The organism is Chromobacterium sinusclupearum, assembly GCF_002902845.1.
Lineage (GTDB): Bacteria > Pseudomonadota > Gammaproteobacteria > Burkholderiales > Chromobacteriaceae > Chromobacterium > Chromobacterium sinusclupearum.
Genome location: NZ_PPTF01000085.1, coordinates 62157 through 80280, shown reverse-complemented (window position 1 = coordinate 80280; position 18124 = coordinate 62157). Strand labels below are relative to the sequence as shown.

Genomic DNA, 18124 nt, shown 5'->3' with positions numbered 1-18124 from the left:
CGTTAGCTGTCGTTGTCGGCCCAGCCGGCGGCGCCGACGCTGGCGGCATTGTCGAACTTGGCGTAATGGCCGATGAAGGCCAGCCGCACCGCGCCGGTGGGGCCGTTACGGTGCTTGCCGATGATGGCCTCGGCCAGGCCCTTGTCCGGCGAATCCGGATTGTAGTACTCGTCGCGGTACATGAAGATGATCAAGTCCGCGTCCTGCTCGATGGCGCCCGATTCCCGCAGGTCGGACATCATCGGCCGCTTGTTGGGCCGCTGCTCCACCGCACGGGACAACTGGGACAGCGCGATCACCGGCACTTGCAGTTCCTTGGCCAAACCCTTCAGGCCGCGCGAGATTTCGCCCAGTTCGGCCGTCCGGTTGTCGCCGCGGCCGGAGCCGCTCATCAGCTGCAGGTAGTCGATCACGATGAGCCCGAGCTTGCCGCCGTGCTGGCGGGCCAGCCGGCGCGCGCGGGCGCGCAGTTCCAGCGCCGTCAGCGCCGGAGTTTCGTCGATGTACATCGGCGCGTCGGACAATTTGCCGATGGCGTAGGTCAGCTTCTGCCAGTCGTCGTCGCCCAGCTTGCCAGTGCGCAGCACGTGCTGATCCAGCCGGCCCACCGAACCCAGCATACGCATCACCAACTGCGCGCCGCCCATTTCCATTGAGAACACCGCCACCGGCAGATGGGTTTCCACCGCCACGTGCTCGGCGATGTTCATCGAGAAAGCGGTCTTGCCCATGGACGGACGGCCCGCCACGATGATCAGGTCGCCTGGCTGCAGGCCGGAGGTCTTGGCGTCCAGGTCGATGAAGCCGGTCGGCACGCCGGTGACTTCATCCGGATTGTCGCGGCTGTACAGCATATCGATCCGCTCCACCACTTCCTTCAGCAGGCCCGGCATTTCCAGGAAGCCCTGCTTGGACTTGGCGGTGGATTCGGCGATCTGGAACACGCGGCCCTCGGCCTCGTCAAGCAGCTGCGCCGCGTCGCGGCCCATGGGCGAATACGCGGCGTCGGCAATCTCGGTGCCCACCTGCGCCAGCTGGCGCATGATGGAGCGCTCGCGGACGATTTCCGCATAACGCCGGATATTGGCCGCCGACGGCGTGTTCTGTGCCAGCGTGGCCAGATAAGCCAGGCCGCCCACTTCGGTCAGCTCGGCGTTCTTGTCCAGCGACTCGGCCACCGTCACCACGTCGGCCGGGCGCGCCATTTCCACCAGTCTGGCGATGTGGCGGTAGATCAGCCGGTGGTCATGGCGATAGAAGTCGGCTTCCGTCACCACGTCGGCGATCTTGTCCCAGGCGCTGTTGTCCAGCAACAGGCCGCCCAGCACCGATTGTTCGGCTTCCACCGAATGAGGCGGCGTGCGGATGGCCGCCATTTCGCTATCGAAATTATCGTACTGTTGTGTCATGTAGACCCGGAGTGCATGCGCGGAAAAATGCGCGTAAGGCAAAGCGTGATTCTAACCCGAAACGCCGCCATCTGGCGGCGCGGCTCAGCAGTTCATTCCGGCCACATAGCCGGACGACCAGGCCCACTGGAAGTTATAGCCGCCCAGCCAGCCGGTCACGTCCACGACCTCGCCGATGAAGAACAGATTGGGCACATCGGCCGCCATCAGCGTCTTGGATGACAGGGCCTGGGTGGATACGCCGCCCAGCGTGACCTCGGCTTTTTTGTAGCCCTGGGTGCCGTTGGGTTTGACACACCAGCGGTGCAGCTGCTCGGCCAATTGGCGGCGTTGCTTCGGCCCCAAATCCTTGAGCCGCTTGTTCATGCCGACGCGGTCCAGCCAGGCGTCGGCGAAGCGGCGCGACCAGCCCAGCTCGGCCAGGGCGTTGGCGATCAGTTGTTCGCTGTCCGCCCGCAGCTCCAGCCAGTGTTCGGCGTCGCCGTCCGGCATCAGATCCAGCAACAGCTCCATGCCGGGCTGCCAGTAGGAAGAAACCTGCAGGATGGCCGGGCCGGATACGCCCTTATGGGTAAACAGCACGTTCTCGCGGAACTTGCCCTTGCCGGCTTTGGCTTCCACATCTATCGACACGCCGGCCAAGGGCGTGAAGATTTCGGCATCTTCCACATGGAAGGTCAACGGCACCAAGGCTGGCGACAAGGGTGTCACGGGCAGGCCAAACTGCTCGGCCAACTGGTAGCCCAGCGGCGTGGCGCCGATTTGCGGAATGGACAGCCCGCCGGTGGCGACAACCAGTGAGGATGAGCGGAAGCGGCCGCCGCTGGTTTCCACTGCGAACACGCCGTCATCGCCGCGCGCTACGCCGAGGACGGCCGTTTCCATCCGCCTGTCCACGCCGCCCAGCCGGCACTCTTCGTCCAGCATGGCGATGATGCGCTCGCTGCCGTCGTCGCAAAACAGCTGACCCAGCTTCTTCTCGTGGTAGCCGATGCCGTGGCGCTCCACCATGGCGATGAAGTCCTGCGGCGTGTACTGCGCCAGCGCGGAGCGGCAGAAATGGGGATTGGCCGACAGATAGCAGTCGAAACGGGCATTGACGTTGGTGAAGTTGCAGCGGCCGCCGCCGGAGATGCGGATTTTCTCCGCCAATTTGGCGGCATGATCCAGCAAAAGCACCGTTCGGCCGCGCTGGCCGGCAGTGGCGGCGCACATCATGCCGGCCGCGCCGGCACCAATGACAATTACATCAAATTGCAAAAGCTTATTCCTATCATTTTAGTCAACTATTGGCCATCCCGGCCATATTCCAGTAAACTCCGAAAAAAGCATCCGCTTATGCGGCTTACTTTCTCAACAAGGAGAGCATAATGGAACACAAACTGCCTGAACTGCCGTACGCGCTGGACGCCCTGGCCCCGCACATTTCCAAGGAAACCCTGGAATTCCACTACGGCAAGCACCACCAGACCTACATCACCAACCTGAACAACCTGATCAAGGGCACCGAGTTCGAGAACGCCTCCCTGGAAGAGATCGTCAAGAAGTCTTCCGGCGGCATCTTCAACAACGCCGCTCAGGTATGGAACCACACTTTCTACTGGTTCGGCCTGGCCCCGAACGCCGGCGGCGAGCCGACCGGCGCGCTGGCTGACGCCATCAAGGCCAAGTGGGGTTCGTTCGAAGAGTTCAAGAAGGCCTTCACCCAGACCGCCGTTGGCACTTTCGGCTCCGGCTGGGCCTGGCTGGTGAAGAACAGCGACGGCAGCCTGGATCTGGTTTCCACCAGCAACGCCGCCACCCCGCTGACCACCGACAAGAAGCCGCTCTTGACCTGTGATGTCTGGGAACACGCGTATTATATCGATTACCGCAACAGCCGCCCGAACTATATGGAAAGCTTCTGGAAGCTGGTGAACTGGGACTTCGTGGCCAAGAACTTCGCCGCCTGATCCCGCTTCTGCGCGAAAAAGGGGCCGCCGGCCCCTTTTTTCATGCCCTGCCGATACATCTACGCGCCTCTTTCCTGCATCCACAGCATGAACATTTCCTCAGACAAGGGCCGGCTGTAGTGATAGCCTTGAGCCACGTCGCAGCCAAGCGCGGCCAGCTGCTGCCGGTCGGCCTCGGTCTCCACGCCTTCCGCCACTGATGACAACTGCAGCTTCTGGCACATGGCGATGGCCGCGGTCAGGATGGCCAGCTTCTTCGGGCTGCTGGATGCGTCGTGAACGAACTCGCGGTCGATTTTCAACTCGGTGAACGGGCTGCGCGACAGCTGCTTCATCGAAGAATACCCCGTGCCGTAATCATCCATCGCTAGGCCAAAGCCGTTCAGTCTGAGCCGGGCCAGCGTGCCCAAGGACGGCGCCAGGTTGGACATAAGGGACGTTTCGGTCACCTCCAGCACAATGCTTTGGCTGGGCAGCCCCTTGGACTGCACGATGGTGGTCATTTCGTCCACCAGATTGGGATCGCTCAGCAGCGGGACCGGCAGGTTGATCGACGCGTGCAGCTCCGGGCTCATGGCCTGGAAATGCAGCAATGCGCCGCAGACATCGCGCAGAAAGTGATAAAAGAAGCGGATCGCCAGCTCGCCGTCTTCCAGGTACTCGACAAACAGCGATGGCGACAGCACGCCGTAGCTGGGATGCTCCCAGCGCACCAGCGCCTCCATGCCGCACAAGGCATTGTCTTTCAAGGTTATCTTGGGCTGGAAGTACGGCACCAGCTGCTTCATCTGCAAGGCCTGGGCGACTTCCTCGCGGCTGATGGCGAATTTGTTCCCCACCCGGCTGGGCAAATGCCAATCCGGGTTGCAGGCATCCAGAACCCGCTCCACCTCCTCGCGGCGCAAGGGCTTGGGAAAGACTTCCAGCAGATCCAGATCCGACGCGTCCACCACGCCTTGCACCGCGTCCAGTACATCGCGCGGCACACTGCTCATCACCGCGACGAACTGCACCTTGCCCTTCATTGCGGCGGCGATGTTCTCCAGCAGTTTCACGCCGTCCATGCACGGCATGTTCAGATCGGTGATCACCAGATCGAGATTGTCCAGCCCCTGCAGCTTGTTCAGCGCATCCACACCGTTTTCCGCTTCCCATACCTTGGAAAAACCCAAGTCCTGCAGAATGCCCGCGGCAAGCAGGCGATGCGTGGCGGAATCGTCCACCACCATCACCGAACGCTGCCGCCATTTATCGAGATATCCCATGACTCAGCCCCTGGTCCGGCCAGCGTGTGCGCAATGCTATCCAGCGGCATGGCTTCATCCGCCCCGCCCTGATCGATCGCCTCGGCCGGCATGCCGATATGTCGTCTAGCGCATCGAGCTTATGCAAGGAATCGGAATGGCCGATCAGCAAATCGGCCGCCATTCTTCATCCGGGACCACAGATGGGCAAGCATATCCAGCTTGGTGGCCTCATTAAAGTAAATCAGAACATTATGCAAAAAGACAATATCAATTTCAGTGTGATGGAATGGAGTGCGCTGCAGCAGGTTGAACCGGAAGAAATCCGCCTTGCGCGCCCGCTTTGGTGTCACCTTGACCATGCCCACCCGCGGCCGGGCGAAAAACAGCGGCACTTCAGGGATCGGCCTCGTTCATCATGCGGGCATAGCTGCCATCCTGGCGCATTTCCGCCAGCGCGGCGTCGAAGCGGTCTCTCAGGCCCGATAACGATGGTTTGCGGGAAAAGGCGATATAGCTGGGAATATCTTCCACCGCTGGCCGCAATTCGCTGACCTGCAGCTCGGCATGGCGGCGCTTGAGGATGTCCCAGGCGCCCAGGCGGTTGCTGACGAGGATGTCGAAGCGATTGGCCAGCAACATGTCCATATTCTGTTCGCCGCTGGCGGCGATTTCTGCAACGTGGATGTGCCCCTGCTTCAAGGCTTGCTCGAAGGCCGAGCCGTAATTGACCGAGCGAACCACGCCAAAGCGGTAGGCGCTCAGACTATCCAGCTTGCCGTCGAAACGAATGGCCTGCCCCTTGCGGACGAACAGCGAAACCGTTTGCTGCGCCAGCACCTGGCGGCTGTAATCCAGCAGGGCCTCCCGCTCCGGCGTACGGTACAGCGTAAAGATGGCGTCGGCGCGCCCATCCTCGGCCATGGCCAGCGCTCGGCCCCAAGGGTAGATGACAATATGGACCGGCTCGCCGATCCGTCGAAACGCCTCGCGCACGATATCGGCCACGAATCCTCTGACCTGCGCGCCGTCCTGGTATTGATACGGCGGATATTGAAGCGTGACCAGCTCCAGAGGGCTGGCGGCCCAGGCCGGCAGCCCCGCAAGAAGCAGCAATGTAATTGCAATTCTGAGCACGCGGCGGCCCCCAGCCAAAGCAAAACCGGAGCCCGCTCCATGTGGAGGGGCCCCGGTCGTCCGAGGCCGCGCGGGCGTCTATTCCCTGGTATAGACCAGCGAGCCGCGCCGCGGGCATTGCTACATCAGGTTCTGCTCAGCCACGTTCAGGTTCAGGTCTATCATCTGCTCGCTGCCGTCCTTGAGCTTCAGGTCCAGGCGCGCGCACTCGATGGCGTCCAGATAGGCCTCGGTGATGTCGCCGGTGATGTATTGGCCGTCGAAGCAGGAGCTTTCGAACAGACTCAGCTCAGGGTTGACGCTGCGCACCGCGTCTTTCAGCGCCTCCAGGTCTTGATAGATCACCGCGTCGGCGCCGATCTCGCGCGCGATGTCCTGCTCGTCGCGGCCGGTGGCCAGCAGTTCGGCGCGCGTCGGCATGTCGATGCCGTAGACGTTGGGGAAGCGCACCGCCGGCGCGGCGGAGGCGAAGTACACGCGCTTGGCGCCGGAATCGCGCGCCATCTGCACGATTTCCTTGGAAGTGGTGCCGCGGACGATGGAGTCGTCCACCAGCAGCACGTTGCGGCCGGTGAATTCCAGCGGCACCGGGTTCAGCTTCTGCCGCACGGATTTCTTGCGCACCGCCTGCCCCGGCATGATGAAGGTGCGGCCGATGTAGCGGTTCTTGATGAAGCCCTCGCGGTACGGCAGGCCCATGGCATTGGCCAGCTGCAGCGCGCTCTGGCGGCTGGAATCCGGAATCGGAATCACCACATCGATTTCCAGGCCGGGCAGGTCGCGGCGGATTTTCTCCGCCAGCATCTCGCCCATGTTCAGGCGCGACTGGTAAACCGATACGCCGTCGATCACCGAATCCGGGCGGGCGAAGTACACGTATTCGAACAGGCACGGCGTCAGGCGGGTATGCTCGGCGCACACTTGGCTGTGCATGTCGCCGTCGAAGGTGACGTAGACGCACTCGCCCGGCTGCACATCGCGCAGCAGGGTAAAGCCGGAACAGTCCAAGGCCACCGATTCCGAGGCGAACATGTATTCGGCCCTGCCGCTTACCTCGGTGCTGCCCATCACCAGCGGGCGGATGCCGTTCGGGTCGCGGAATGCCACCAAGCCGTAGCCGGCGATCATCGCCACCACGGCGTAAGCGCCGCGCACGCGACGATGCACCGCCCCCACCGCGCCGAACACCGCATCCACCGTCAGCTCCGGCCCCTTGACCCGCTGCGCCAACTCATGCGCGAACACGTTCAGCAGCACCTCGGAGTCCGAATTGGTGTTGATGTGGCGCAGGTCGTGGCGGAACATGTCCGCCTTCAGCTCATCGGTATTGGTCAGGTTGCCGTTGTGCGCCAGCACCAGGCCAAACGGCGAATTGACATAGAACGGTTGCGCCTCGGCCAGGCAGGAGGCCGAGCCGGCGGTTGGATAACGCACATGGGCGATGCCGGCATTGCCCAGCAGCGAGCGCATATTGCGGGTGCGGAATACATCGCGCACCATGCCGCTGCCCTTGTGCATGTGAAAGGTCTTGCCATTGGCGGTAACGATACCGGCCGCGTCCTGTCCGCGGTGTTGCAGCACTTGCAGACCGTCGTACAGCAGCTGATTGACCGGAGACTGACCGACCACGCCTAGAATTCCACACATCTTTAATGCCCTCTATCCAACTACCTGAAATCAAGACAAGACAAAGAAAAAGGCGGATTCTTGAAGTGAAGATATCAAGATATTCCGCCTTTTCCACCTAACTGTCCGGCGCCTGGCCGGGTGAGTCGTAGTGCAGGTTGTTCGCCATTGTTGGCGGCAACCATGGCCTTAATGACAAGGCCAAAGATTCGAATGGCGCCGAGAGCACGGCGTTCCTCCACATGGGTTTCTGCGGCAGGCTGCTCAACCCGCCCAGCAACACCATAGCCGTCACCAGCGCCACCCCGCGCGCCAAGCCGAACATGCCGCCCAGCAGCCGGTTGATCGCGCCCAGTCCGATGCTATCCACCAGGCCGGTCAGGGTCACGCGCAGCAGCGCCGTGGCCAGCCATACCACGAAGAATACCAGCAGAAAGCCAGCCACCATGCGCACGCCCTCGCCCGGCAGGCTGGCCGGCAGAAACGCCTCCACCACCGGCGAGAACTGCTTGGCGCACCAGAAGGCGATCAGCCAGGAACCCAGCGACAGCACTTCGGCGATCAGCCCGCGCATCAGGGCCATCAGCACCGATCCGGCGACGATGGCTATTGCGATATAGTCGAAGGCGGTCATGGCGGCTACTTATTGATGATGATGCCGTTGATGCCGGCGTGCGCCAGCTTCTGCAGCGCCTGCTGCGCCTCGGCCTGGCTGGCGAAGGGGCCGACGCGCACCCGCGTCACTTCACCCTTGCTGGTCTGCACCTTGGAAAAGTGGGCGGTCACGCCGATGGCCGACAACTTGCCGCGCAAGGCGTCGACTTTGGCCTGATCGGACAAGGCCGCCAGCTGGATCACGGATTTTCCGTGCGCCGGCTCGCTCTTGACGGCGTGGGCGTCGGGATCGAAACGGCCCTCCAGAATCGCCGCCGGGTCCGCCTGGCGCGGCTTGCTTTCCGTTTTGGGCGCTTCCGGCTTGCGCTCGGGCTTGGCTTCCGGCTTGGCCGGCTGCGGCTTGGGTTCGGCTTTGGGCGCGGGCGCCACGGCAGCTGGCGCGGGCTTCTCAGCCGGCGGCGTCGGCGCGGTAATGGTGGACAGATTGGCCGGCAGTTCGGTGGCGGACGCAGCGGCAGGCGCGGCCTCGGCCACCGCTTGCGAGGCGGCATGCTTGACCGCTGCGGCCGGCGCGGACGCGGCGGGTTCGGAGGCGGCACCCATGATTTCGATCGATTCGGGCTTCATCTGCTGTTCCGGCAGATGGCCCACTACCTTCCACAGTACCGCGGTGGCGATGGAAACCAATACAACCGCGCCCACCAGACGCCGGCGGGCGCGCTTTCTCAACAAAATCAGTTCATCTTGGCTGGACAGTGCCATGCATTCCTCAAACCCGGTGACGCCGGGCCGCTTCCACTTCCGCTACGGTGTGGAAAGACCCGAAAACGACGATTCTATCATTGTCGCCGGCTTGCGATAAGGCGGCCTTCCATGCGTCCGCCACGGTGTCGTAGGCTTTGACGTCGGCAATGCCGGCTTGCGCCAGCGCGGCGGCGATGGCTGCGCCGCTCTGGCCGCGCGGCATGTCCAGCCCGGCCACCAGCCAGTGGTCGAATTCGCCGCGCGCCAGCTCGATCACGGCGGCCATGTCTTTATCGGCCAGCATGGAGAACACGGCGTAGCGATTCTCGGCATACGGCAGCTGCTTCAGCGCCGCCGCCATGGCCTTGACCGCGTGCGGATTGTGGCCCACGTCCAGCACCACGGCCGGACGGCCCGGCAGCACCTGGAAGCGCCCCGGCCACTCCACTTCGACCAGCCCCTGTTTGACCGCGCCTATGCCCACCGGCAGCTTGTCCTTGATCGCCTCCAGCACGGCCAGCGCGCCGCAGGCGTTGACCATCTGATAGCCGCCGCGCAGCGCCGGAATCGGCAGCGCGTGGCGGGCGTGCTCGCCGTGGCGGAACGACCATTGGTTGTCCATGCGGGTAAAGCCGAAATCCCGGCCATATAGCCGCAAGTCAGCGCCGATGGCGGCGGCGTGGTCGAGCAAGCGCCGCGGCGGCTCGGGATCGACGCAGATGGCCGGCTTGCCGGCGCGGTAGATGCCGGCCTTCTCAAAGCCGATGTCCTCGCGGTTGTCGCCAAGGATAGCCTGGTGGTCCAGATCGACGCTGACCACGATGGATACGTCGGGCTCGAAGATATTGACCGCGTCCAGCCGGCCTCCCAGGCCCACTTCCAGGATGATCACATCGACTTTTTCCGCGACGAAGCTATGCACCGCGGCCAGGGTGCCGAATTCGAAATACGTCAGCGTGGTGTCGCCGCGGGCGGCGTCTATCGCCTCGAAGCTGGCGATAATGCGCGCGTCGCTGGCCGGCTTGAGGTCGATGGCGATGCGCTCGTTATAATGCAGGATATGCGGCGAGGTATAGGCACCGACCTTGAAGCCCGCCGCATGGAAAATGCTGGACAGCATGGCGCAGGTGGAGCCTTTGCCATTGGTGCCGGCCACCATGATCACCGGACAGGCGGGCTTCAGGTTCATCGCGTCGCGGACGCGCGAAACGCGGTCCAGGCCCATGTCTATCGCGCTGAGGTGCAGGCTTTCCTGCCAACGCAGCCAGTCGTCCAGGGTCTTTTTTGTGGTCATGGCGTGGATTCCGTTTGATCGCTAGGCTGCGGCGGCTCAAACCACAGCAAATACACTCTGAGCAGGCGGCGGGATTCGGCGTCGGCCGCATCGGGCCACAGCATCACGCTGCGGCGCTTGCCGGCCACCTTGAGGTTCAACACCGTCAGGGCCGGCGTGACGAAGCAGTCGTCCAACACCTCCGCCTCATGCCGCAAACCGCACTGGCACAGAAACAGCCGGCCGCGCGGATCGATTTCCAGCCGCTGCGGCGCGGCGCCCCGCCACCAGCCGTTGGCGCGCGCCGCGCGCCAGGCCAGCCAGGCCGCGAGCGGCACGCTGAACAGATAACGCGCCGGCAGATACAAAGCCAGCAGCAAGACGTAGCCGGCCAAGGCGCCCAGCACCAGGCTCAGCCACAACCGGGACGGCCGCAGCGCCACAGCGAATGGCTGCAACAACGGCCGGTCCCGGCGCATCGAAATTACAGCTCGCTGGCCGGGCTGTTGGTGATGTCGGCGTCGACGCTGTCCAGCACCATGGAATGGATCTCAACATCGAACCACTCCCAGAACGCCTTCAGCGACAGATCCTGCGGCCAGTGGCTCTCGTCCTCGTCCCAGGACGCCAGCTCCATCTTGAACAGCTGCTCGCAGATCTCGTCGATGTGGGCGACGCCCTCTTCCGGCTCGATGAACTCCGGCAGCAGCACGGCGGTGCAGTCGCTGCGCAGGCTGTCCAGCGACAGATCCACCATATCGGTATCCGGCAGCTGGTTCAGCCAATCCAGAAACGGTTGCTTCGGTTTGATGACGGCAACGGCGCGGTCGACGAAATACATGATGCGGCCTTTCTGGCAATGATGATTCGGCGCGCATTGTATCAGTCCGGCCGCGGCTAGGCGACCCATCCGCCAATAGGGGCTACGTGGTAAACTCCCCGGTATTTTCCTCATTCCGCAAGACACACAGAATATGGCCCTGATTACCGTCGAGAAAGCCTGCCTGGCTTTCGGACACCACGCGCTGCTGGACAACGTAGACTTCGCTCTGGAGCCGGGCGAGGCGGTCGGCCTGATCGGCCGCAACGGCGCGGGCAAATCCTCCCTGCTCAAGGGCATCGCCGGCGCGGTGGCGCTGGACGATGGCCGCGTCAACATCAAGGGCGACGTCAAGGTGGCCTATGTGCCGCAAGAACCGGAATTCAACCCCGAGCACAGCGTGTTCGAGGCCGTGGCCGAAGGCCTGGGCGATCTGAAAGCGCTGCTGACTGAATACCACCAGCTTACCCAGCATCTGACGCAAGCCAATGCCGGCCACGAAGAAGCGCTGGCCCGGATGGAAACCATCCAGCACGAACTGGAGGCCCGCGGCGGCTGGCAGTTCGACGCGCTGATCTCGTCCACGCTGAGCCACCTGGGGCTGAACCCGGATGTGCGCATCGGCGAGCTGTCCGGCGGCTGGAAAAAGCGCGTGGCCCTGGCCCGCGCGCTGGCCTCCAAGCCCGACGTGCTGTTGCTGGACGAGCCGACCAACCACCTGGACGTCTCCGCCATCGAATGGCTGGAAGGCCTGATCAAGAACTTCCCCGGCAGCGTGCTGCTGATCACCCACGACCGCCGCTTCTTGGACAACGTCGCCAGCCGCATCGTGGAGCTGGACCGCGGCATCCTGCGCAGCTATCCGGGCAGCTTCTCCGCCTACCAGACGCGCAAAGCGGAAGAGCTGGCCATAGAAGAAGAGCAAAACCGCATTTTCGACAAATTCCACGCCCAGGAAGAAGTGTGGATACGCAAAGGCATCGAGGCGCGCCGCACCCGAAACGAAGGCCGGGTGCGCCGGCTGGAAGCCATCCGCCGCGAGCGCAACTCGCGCCGCGAACGCGTCGGCCAGGTGAACTTCCAGCTGGACGCCGGCGAGCGCTCCGGCAAGCTGGTGGCGGAGCTGGAGCATGTCAGCAAGGGCTTTGAAGGCCGCACGCTGATCCGCGACTTCACCACCCGCATCCTGCGCGGCGACAAGATCGGCCTCATCGGGCCGAACGGCGCCGGCAAAACCACCCTGCTGAAGCTGATCCTGGGAGAGCTGCAGCCGGACGCCGGCACGGTGAAGCAAGGCACCAAGCTGGAAATCGCCTACTTCGACCAGTTCCGCGAGCAGCTGGACGAGGAAACCAGCGTGGCCGACATCATCAGCCAGGGCAACGACTTCGTCGAAATCGGCGGCGTGAAGAAACACGTGATGAGCTATCTGGAAGACTTCCTGTTCTCGCCGCAGCGCGCGCGCAGCCCGGTGAAGTCCTTGTCCGGCGGCGAACGCAACCGCTTGCTGCTGGCCCGGCTGTTCACCCGCCCGGCCAATGTGCTGGTGCTGGACGAGCCGACCAACGATCTGGACATCGACACGCTGGAGTTGCTGGAGGATGTGATCGCCCAGTATTCCGGCACCGTGTTCCTGGTCAGCCACGACCGAGCCTTCCTCGACAATGTGGTGACCCAGGTCATCGCTTTCGAAGGAGACGGCCGGCTGGAAGAATATCCGGGCGGCTATCAGGACTGGCTGGACGCCAGGCGGCGCATGGCGGAACTGGCGCCGACCGAAAAAGCCAAGGATGCCCCCCCGGCCGCGGCGACAGCGCGCCAGGACAAGCCCAAAGCCGCGCGCAGCAAGCTGTCCTACAACGAAACCCGCGAGCTGGCCGCCCTGCCGGACCAGATCAGCGCGCTGGAGGCGGAACAGGCCGATCTGAACCAGCGGCTGTTGGACCCCAACTGCTACCGCGATACGCCGAAGGAAGCGGTGGCCTGGCAGCAACGCATCGAGGAAATCGACGAACTGCTGCTGGAAAAGCTGGCGCGCTGGGAAGAGCTGGAAGCCGCTCAGCAACGCGCCCGCTAGGCCGGCCCGCCACCAAGCAGAAACGCCCTGCCGGCTCATGCCGTCAGGGCGTTTTTTTATTCGATTGATGCGTCAATCGTCTCTGGCTGGGCTCCAAGCAGGCTCGGTAGTGAAGTGGTTTTCGCCTTAGCGCCTGTTCACGATCTTTGTTTTTGGGGCCTAGCTTGTGGAGAACACGTTTTCAATGCGCTCCCGTCCCTTCAAGCCTGCCGTCGGGTGGCAGGCCCGTGGTTTTAAGCGGCTGCATGTTTGAGCGATTTGACGTTAGCAAATCGCGAGTTCAGCCGCGTCTCGGGCCTGGCGGAACCCGGCGGGAAGCCGCAGGCCAGGCTTGCAGGGTGGCCTTGTGGAGGGGATATTTGGCCAAGCAAATATCCCCTCCCTGCGCGCCGGGCAGACCCGGCAAGGAAAACGGTTATCCGCGAAGCGGATGCAAAGCCCCAAAGATCGTGAACACGTTCTCAGATGTCTTTATTCTTGCGGGCGGCCGCTTTGTCTTCCGGCGGCAGCTCAAAGCCAAACAGGCTGGCGGTGCGGCCCATCTGCGACTGGCAGGCGATCAGCAACGCGCGGTTGATCGCTTCCTTCTTGCTGACGCCCCACCACTCTATCATCTTGTCCAAGGACTTCTGGGCCTCGCGGCTCAGCTCCACCGTCACCGACAGCTCCTGCAGCCGGTTGCGCCTAAGCTCCCGGCTGCGCCGCTTGCGTTCCGCAACCGTCATCGCGCGCTCGCCCAGAGGCTTGCGGCCAGGTTTCTTCTGGACGCCGCCAATCAGGTCGAAAGTGTAATGATCGCAAGGGTCTTTCATTGATGGGTGACGGGTCACGGCTGAGCAAGGCGCGCAAGAATACCATAAAGACGGCGTTTGCGCAGGCGCGCGGCCCAGCGCGCAATCCGCCGTAATTTTTACGCCAAGGTCGTAGCGGCCATGCAACAGTGCATGTACACAACATCTTGTGCCGCCCGAATCTGTAGCACCCTCAGCTAGCCAACCGCCATCTTTCTGCAATTTCCTGACACCCTCATCAGACGCCGATTTTTTGCAGAAAAATTTCGATGGCCCGCAAAGCCAATAACGGCGCGGTTTTCCGTCTTTCGGCACAAAGTCAAGACTTGAACTACGTCAGTCCCACCACTAGAATTTGGGCAGTCCTAGCGCTGCTGACGGTATATATTGTGTTTACCCACAGCTCGCACACAGCTTTTCAACAGATTTGTCCACAAGCCGACCTGCCCGCCAAGAAGCAGCGCGGCCGGACTTAAACTTCTCTTTATCGAGGGATACATGCAACTGACCACCTTTGAAGGGCAAACCGCCGCAGAACTCGGCCGCGCCGCCGCGCCGCAAGCCGATTTCAGCCTTTACAAGACCATCCGTCGCAATGGCGCGGTGGTGCCGTTCGAACCCGTCAAAATCTCCATCGCCATGACCAAGGCCTTCCTGGCCGTCATGGGCCAACAGGGCGCCACGTCGGCCAGCATCCGCGACAAAGTGGCGCAATTGACGGAACAGGTGGTCAACGCCCTGATGCGCCGCAAGCCGGAAGGCGGCGCCATCCATATCGAAGACATCCAGGACCAGGTTGAACTGTCCCTGATGCGCTTTGGCGAGCACGACGTGGCCCGCGCCTACGTGCTGTACCGCGAACAGCGCACGCAAGAGCGCGCCGCCCGCGGCGAGGCGCTGACCAGCGTGCAGATCAACGTGCTGCGCAAGGACGGCCGCAAGCTGCCGCTGGACGTGGCCCGCCTGCGCGCCAATATCGAAGCCGCCAGCAAGAACCTGGTCGGCATCGACGTGGACGCCATCCTGGCCGAAACCCTGAAGAACATTTACGACGGCGTGCCGGAAGAAGAAGTGGGCAAGTCCGCCATCCTGGCCGCCCGCTCCATGATCGAGCAAGACCCGGCCTACGACTACGTCACCGCCCGCCTGCTGATGGGCAACATCCGCCTGGAAATTCTGGGCGAAGCCGTCAGCCAGGACGAAATGGGCGCGCAATACCCGGCCTACTTCGCCGACTTCATCAAGAAGGGCATCGCCGCCGAACTGCTGGACGAAAAGCTGGCCGAGTTCGACCTGAAAAAACTGGGCGCCGCGCTGGACGCCGAGCGCGACCTGCAATTCGGCTACCTGGGCCTGCAAACCCTGTACGACCGCTACTTCCTGCACGTGGACGGCACCCGCATCGAAATGCCGCAGGCCTTCTACATGCGCGTGGCCATGGGCCTGGCGCTGAACGAAGTGCACCGCGAAGACCGCGCCATCGAGTTCTACAACGTGCTGTCCAGCTTCGACTTCATGTCGTCCACGCCCACGCTCTTCAACTCGGGCACCCGCCGCAGCCAGCTGTCCAGCTGCTACCTGACCACCATCGCCGATGACCTGGACGGCATCTACGAAGGCATCAAGGAAAACGCCCTGCTGTCCAAGTTCGCCGGCGGCCTGGGCAACGACTGGACCCCGGTGCGCGCCATGGGCAGCCACATCAAGGGCACCAACGGCAAATCGCAAGGCGTGGTGCCGTTCCTGAAAGTGGTCAACGACACCGCCGTGGCGGTGAACCAGGGGGGCAAGCGCAAGGGCGCCGTCTGCGCCTACCTGGAAACCTGGCACGCCGACATCGAAGAATTCCTCGAGCTGCGCAAGAACACCGGCGACGACCGCCGCCGCACCCACGACATGAACACCGCCAACTGGATTCCGGACCTGTTCATGAAGCGCGTGATGGAAGGCGGCGAGTGGAGCCTGTTCTCCCCGTCGGAAACCCCGGACCTGCACGACCTGTACGGCCAAGCCTTTGAAAAGGCCTACACCGCTTACGAAGCCAAGGGCGAGCGCGGCGAACTCAAGGTCTACAAGCGCATCCCGGCCCTGAGCCTGTGGCGCAAGATGCTGACCATGCTGTTTGAAACCGGCCACCCGTGGATCACCTTCAAAGACCCGTGCAACATCCGCAGCCCGCAGCAGCACCTGGGCGTGGTGCACAGCTCCAACCTGTGCACTGAGATCACGCTGAACACCAACGACGACGAAATCGCCGTCTGCAACCTGGGTTCGGTCAACCTGGCCGCGCACCTGCAAGCCGATGGCAGCCTGGACAGCGAAAAGCTGCAGCGCACCATCCGCATCGCCCTGCGCATGCTGGACAACGTGATCGACATCAACTTCTACCCGGTGAAGAAGGCGCGCAACTCCAACCTGAAGCACCGCCCGGTAGGCATGGGCGTGATGGGCTTCCAGGACTGCCTGCACATCAAGCGCGTTCCGTACGCCTCCAACGCCGCGGTGGAATTTGCCGACGAATCCATGGAAATGGTGGCCTACTACGCTTACCTGGCCTCCACCGAGCTGGCGGAAGAACGCGGCCGCTACCCGTCGTACAGCGGCAGCCTGTGGGACCGCGGCGTGCTGCCGCACGACAGCATCAACCTGCTGGCGGCGGAGCGCGGCGGCTACCTGGAAGTGGACCGCACCGAGCGCATGGACTGGAACAAGCTGCGCGAGCGCATCAAGCAGTTTGGCATGCGCAACAGCAACTGCCTGGCCATCGCCCCGACCGCGACCATCGCCAACATCATCGGCGTGTCTGCCTCCATCGAGCCGACGTACCAGAACCTGTTCGTCAAGTCCAACCTGTCCGGCGAATTCACCGTCACCAACGAATACCTGGTGCGCGACCTGAAAGCCGCCGGCCTGTGGGACGAAGTGATGGTGGCCGACCTGAAGTACTTCGACGGCAGCCTGGGCCAGATCGACCGCGTGCCGGCCGAGCTGAAAGCCATCTACGCCACCGCCTTTGAGCTGGACCCGCGCTGGCTGGTGGAAGCGGCCTCCCGCCGCCAGAAGTGGATCGACCAGGCCCAGTCGCTGAACCTGTACCTGGCCGGTGCTTCCGGCAAGAAACTGGACGAGCTGTACAAGCACGCCTGGTTGCGTGGCCTGAAGACCACCTACTACCTGCGTACCCTGGCCGCCACCAGCGCCGAGAAATCCACCGGCCGCGGCGGCGAGCTGAACGCCGTATCCAGCCAGATGCAGGCCGCGCCGGCCGCCGCGGTGGACACCACCCCGGCCACCGACGCCAAGTTCTGCAGCATCGACAACCCTGATTGCGAATCCTGCCAATAAGGCAGATTTCGTAGGGCGGAAGCCCCCTTGGGGGCGTTCCGCCTAGTCGGAGCATCAGGCGGAAGCCTCCCAAAGAGGCGTTCCGCCAACCGGCGGACCCATCCTCAAGCCGCTTGCCAGCAGGCGGTTTCTGGATGTGAAAGCAAGACGGTAACCCGCAGCAAAAGCAGCAGACCCATACACGCGACGAGAACGCCTATGAGCCTGGAAGCCTTTTTCAAGCACTACCGCAACAGCTATTCCCGCCTGGACGCGGCCGGCATCGCCAGCCACTTCACGGTGCCGTTCACCGCCATCCACCAGGGCGAGCTGACCGGCTGGCAGGACATGCCGTCCTTGCTCGACACCACCGCCGCCCTGCTGGAGTGGTATCGCAGCCAGGGGTTTGAAAGCGCCAGCCATCGGCTGGTCAATGTGATGGCCATGGGCCCCGGCGTGGCCACCGCGCTGGTGGCCTGGACCGTGCAGCGCACGCAGGGCCGCCCGCCCTGGCGCTACCACACCGGCTACCACCTGAAGCAGGTGAACGGCGTCTGGAAGATATACGGCCTGGTGCAGTACGACACCGAGCCGGAGCAGCAAACCTTAGCGACGAAGGCTCCGTCGCCCGCGCACAGCGCCGGATAGCGCTGGCAGTCACAAGCCGTGGCAGCGGCACAGCAACAGGCAGCGCCTGAGGAGAGACAGATGCAGACATTTGAAAACATCGGCATTACCGGACTTTGCGAAGACAAATCGCACAACCCGGACAAGCAGTTCCTGTTGTTCAACATGTATCTGCAGCTGAGCCACACGCCGCCGCACGAATGGAAAGACTACTTTGCCGAATCCCGCCGCCTGCCGCGCGCCGCCGTCTGGCGCAAGGTATGGGTGGAAGGCGATTGCCTGGTGGTGTATTGCCAGCCGGAAGAATTGCAGCAGGAAATCGAAACGCTGAAGGAAGACATCGCCTTCGCCAACCGGCAATACCGCCAGCTGCAGCAGCTGCGCGACCTGCGCCGGCAGCAGGAACAGATGGAACAGGAAGAAGCCAGCGACCGCCGCATCATCCGCCAGCTGGCGGAACAACTGCGCTTCTAAACCGGGAGACC

At 63.1% G+C, this 18124-nt stretch carries 17 protein-coding genes; 5 read left to right on the top strand and 12 right to left on the bottom strand.

Annotated elements, in window-relative coordinates:
* Positions 1–2: 2 nt before the first annotated feature.
* Positions 3–1409 (bottom strand): replicative DNA helicase, encoded by a 1407-nt coding sequence (gene dnaB, locus C2134_RS19160; protein WP_103321681.1) that lies wholly within the window; start codon positions 1407–1409, stop codon positions 3–5.
* A gap of 84 nt (positions 1410–1493) precedes the next feature.
* Entirely contained in the window at positions 1494–2669 is a 1176-nt protein-coding gene (locus C2134_RS19155) for a BaiN/RdsA family NAD(P)/FAD-dependent oxidoreductase (RefSeq protein WP_233164180.1), read from the bottom strand.
* 110 nt (positions 2670–2779) lie between these two features.
* On the opposite strand from C2134_RS19155, the gene sodB reads away from it, so the two are divergent.
* Positions 2780–3361 (top strand): superoxide dismutase [Fe], encoded by a 582-nt coding sequence (sodB, locus tag C2134_RS19150; RefSeq protein ID WP_103321680.1) that lies wholly within the window; start codon positions 2780–2782, stop codon positions 3359–3361.
* Positions 3362–3420: 59 nt separating this feature from the next.
* On the opposite strand, the gene C2134_RS19145 is transcribed toward sodB, so the two are convergent.
* The 9 genes from C2134_RS19145 to C2134_RS19105 form a co-directional block, all read right to left on the bottom strand.
* Entirely contained in the window at positions 3421–4626 is a 1206-nt protein-coding gene (locus tag C2134_RS19145) for an EAL domain-containing protein (protein ID WP_103321679.1), read from the bottom strand.
* 119 nt (positions 4627–4745) lie between these two features.
* A complete protein-coding gene (locus C2134_RS19140; protein ID WP_103321678.1) occupies positions 4746–5000 on the bottom strand; it encodes a CheR family methyltransferase in 255 nt (84 codons plus the stop codon).
* Position 5001: 1 nt separating this feature from the next.
* Positions 5002–5721, bottom strand: coding sequence for a substrate-binding periplasmic protein (locus C2134_RS19135; protein ID WP_103321677.1), 720 nt, complete (start codon positions 5719–5721; stop codon positions 5002–5004).
* A gap of 141 nt (positions 5722–5862) precedes the next feature.
* Complete coding sequence (purF, locus tag C2134_RS19130; protein ID WP_103321676.1) at positions 5863–7389, bottom strand: amidophosphoribosyltransferase; 1527 nt, start codon at positions 7387–7389, stop codon at positions 5863–5865.
* 97 nt (positions 7390–7486) lie between these two features.
* Positions 7487–8002: a CvpA family protein gene (locus tag C2134_RS19125; protein ID WP_103321675.1), complete on the bottom strand. Its 516-nt coding sequence runs from the start codon at positions 8000–8002 to the stop codon at positions 7487–7489.
* 5 nt (positions 8003–8007) lie between these two features.
* Positions 8008–8745, bottom strand: a complete 738-nt coding sequence (locus C2134_RS19120) for an SPOR domain-containing protein (protein WP_103321674.1) — start codon at positions 8743–8745, stop codon at positions 8008–8010.
* Between the two features lie 7 nt (positions 8746–8752).
* A complete protein-coding gene (gene folC / locus C2134_RS19115) occupies positions 8753–10021 on the bottom strand; it encodes a bifunctional tetrahydrofolate synthase/dihydrofolate synthase (RefSeq protein ID WP_103321673.1) in 1269 nt (422 codons plus the stop codon).
* Positions 10018–10458 carry a protein YgfX gene (locus C2134_RS19110; RefSeq protein WP_146042224.1) on the bottom strand — a complete coding sequence of 147 codons (441 nt, stop codon included), beginning with the start codon at positions 10456–10458 and terminating at the stop codon, positions 10018–10020. Before C2134_RS19110 ends, folC begins: the two co-directional genes overlap by 4 nt.
* A 26-nt stretch (positions 10459–10484) precedes the next feature.
* Positions 10485–10841, bottom strand: coding sequence for a hypothetical protein (locus C2134_RS19105; RefSeq protein ID WP_103321700.1), 357 nt, complete (start codon positions 10839–10841; stop codon positions 10485–10487).
* A 133-nt stretch (positions 10842–10974) separates the two neighbouring features.
* On the opposite strand from C2134_RS19105, the gene C2134_RS19100 reads away from it, so the two are divergent.
* Positions 10975–12897, top strand: coding sequence for an ATP-binding cassette domain-containing protein (locus C2134_RS19100; protein ID WP_103321671.1), 1923 nt, complete (start codon positions 10975–10977; stop codon positions 12895–12897).
* 461 nt (positions 12898–13358) lie between these two features.
* On the opposite strand, the gene C2134_RS19095 is transcribed toward C2134_RS19100, so the two are convergent.
* Positions 13359–13709, bottom strand: coding sequence for a hypothetical protein (locus C2134_RS19095; RefSeq protein ID WP_103321670.1), 351 nt, complete (start codon positions 13707–13709; stop codon positions 13359–13361).
* Positions 13710–14186: 477 nt separating this feature from the next.
* Between C2134_RS19095 and C2134_RS19090 the strand changes: the two genes are divergently transcribed.
* From C2134_RS19090 to C2134_RS19080, 3 genes are all read left to right on the top strand, one after another.
* Entirely contained in the window at positions 14187–17033 is a 2847-nt protein-coding gene (locus tag C2134_RS19090) for a ribonucleoside-diphosphate reductase subunit alpha (RefSeq protein WP_103321669.1), read from the top strand.
* 198 nt (positions 17034–17231) lie between these two features.
* Complete coding sequence (locus C2134_RS19085) at positions 17232–17660, top strand: DUF6841 family protein (RefSeq protein ID WP_103321668.1); 429 nt, start codon at positions 17232–17234, stop codon at positions 17658–17660.
* A 60-nt stretch (positions 17661–17720) separates the two neighbouring features.
* Positions 17721–18113 carry a hypothetical protein gene (locus tag C2134_RS19080; RefSeq protein ID WP_103321667.1) on the top strand — a complete coding sequence of 131 codons (393 nt, stop codon included), beginning with the start codon at positions 17721–17723 and terminating at the stop codon, positions 18111–18113.
* The last annotated feature ends 11 nt before the right edge of the window (positions 18114–18124 follow it).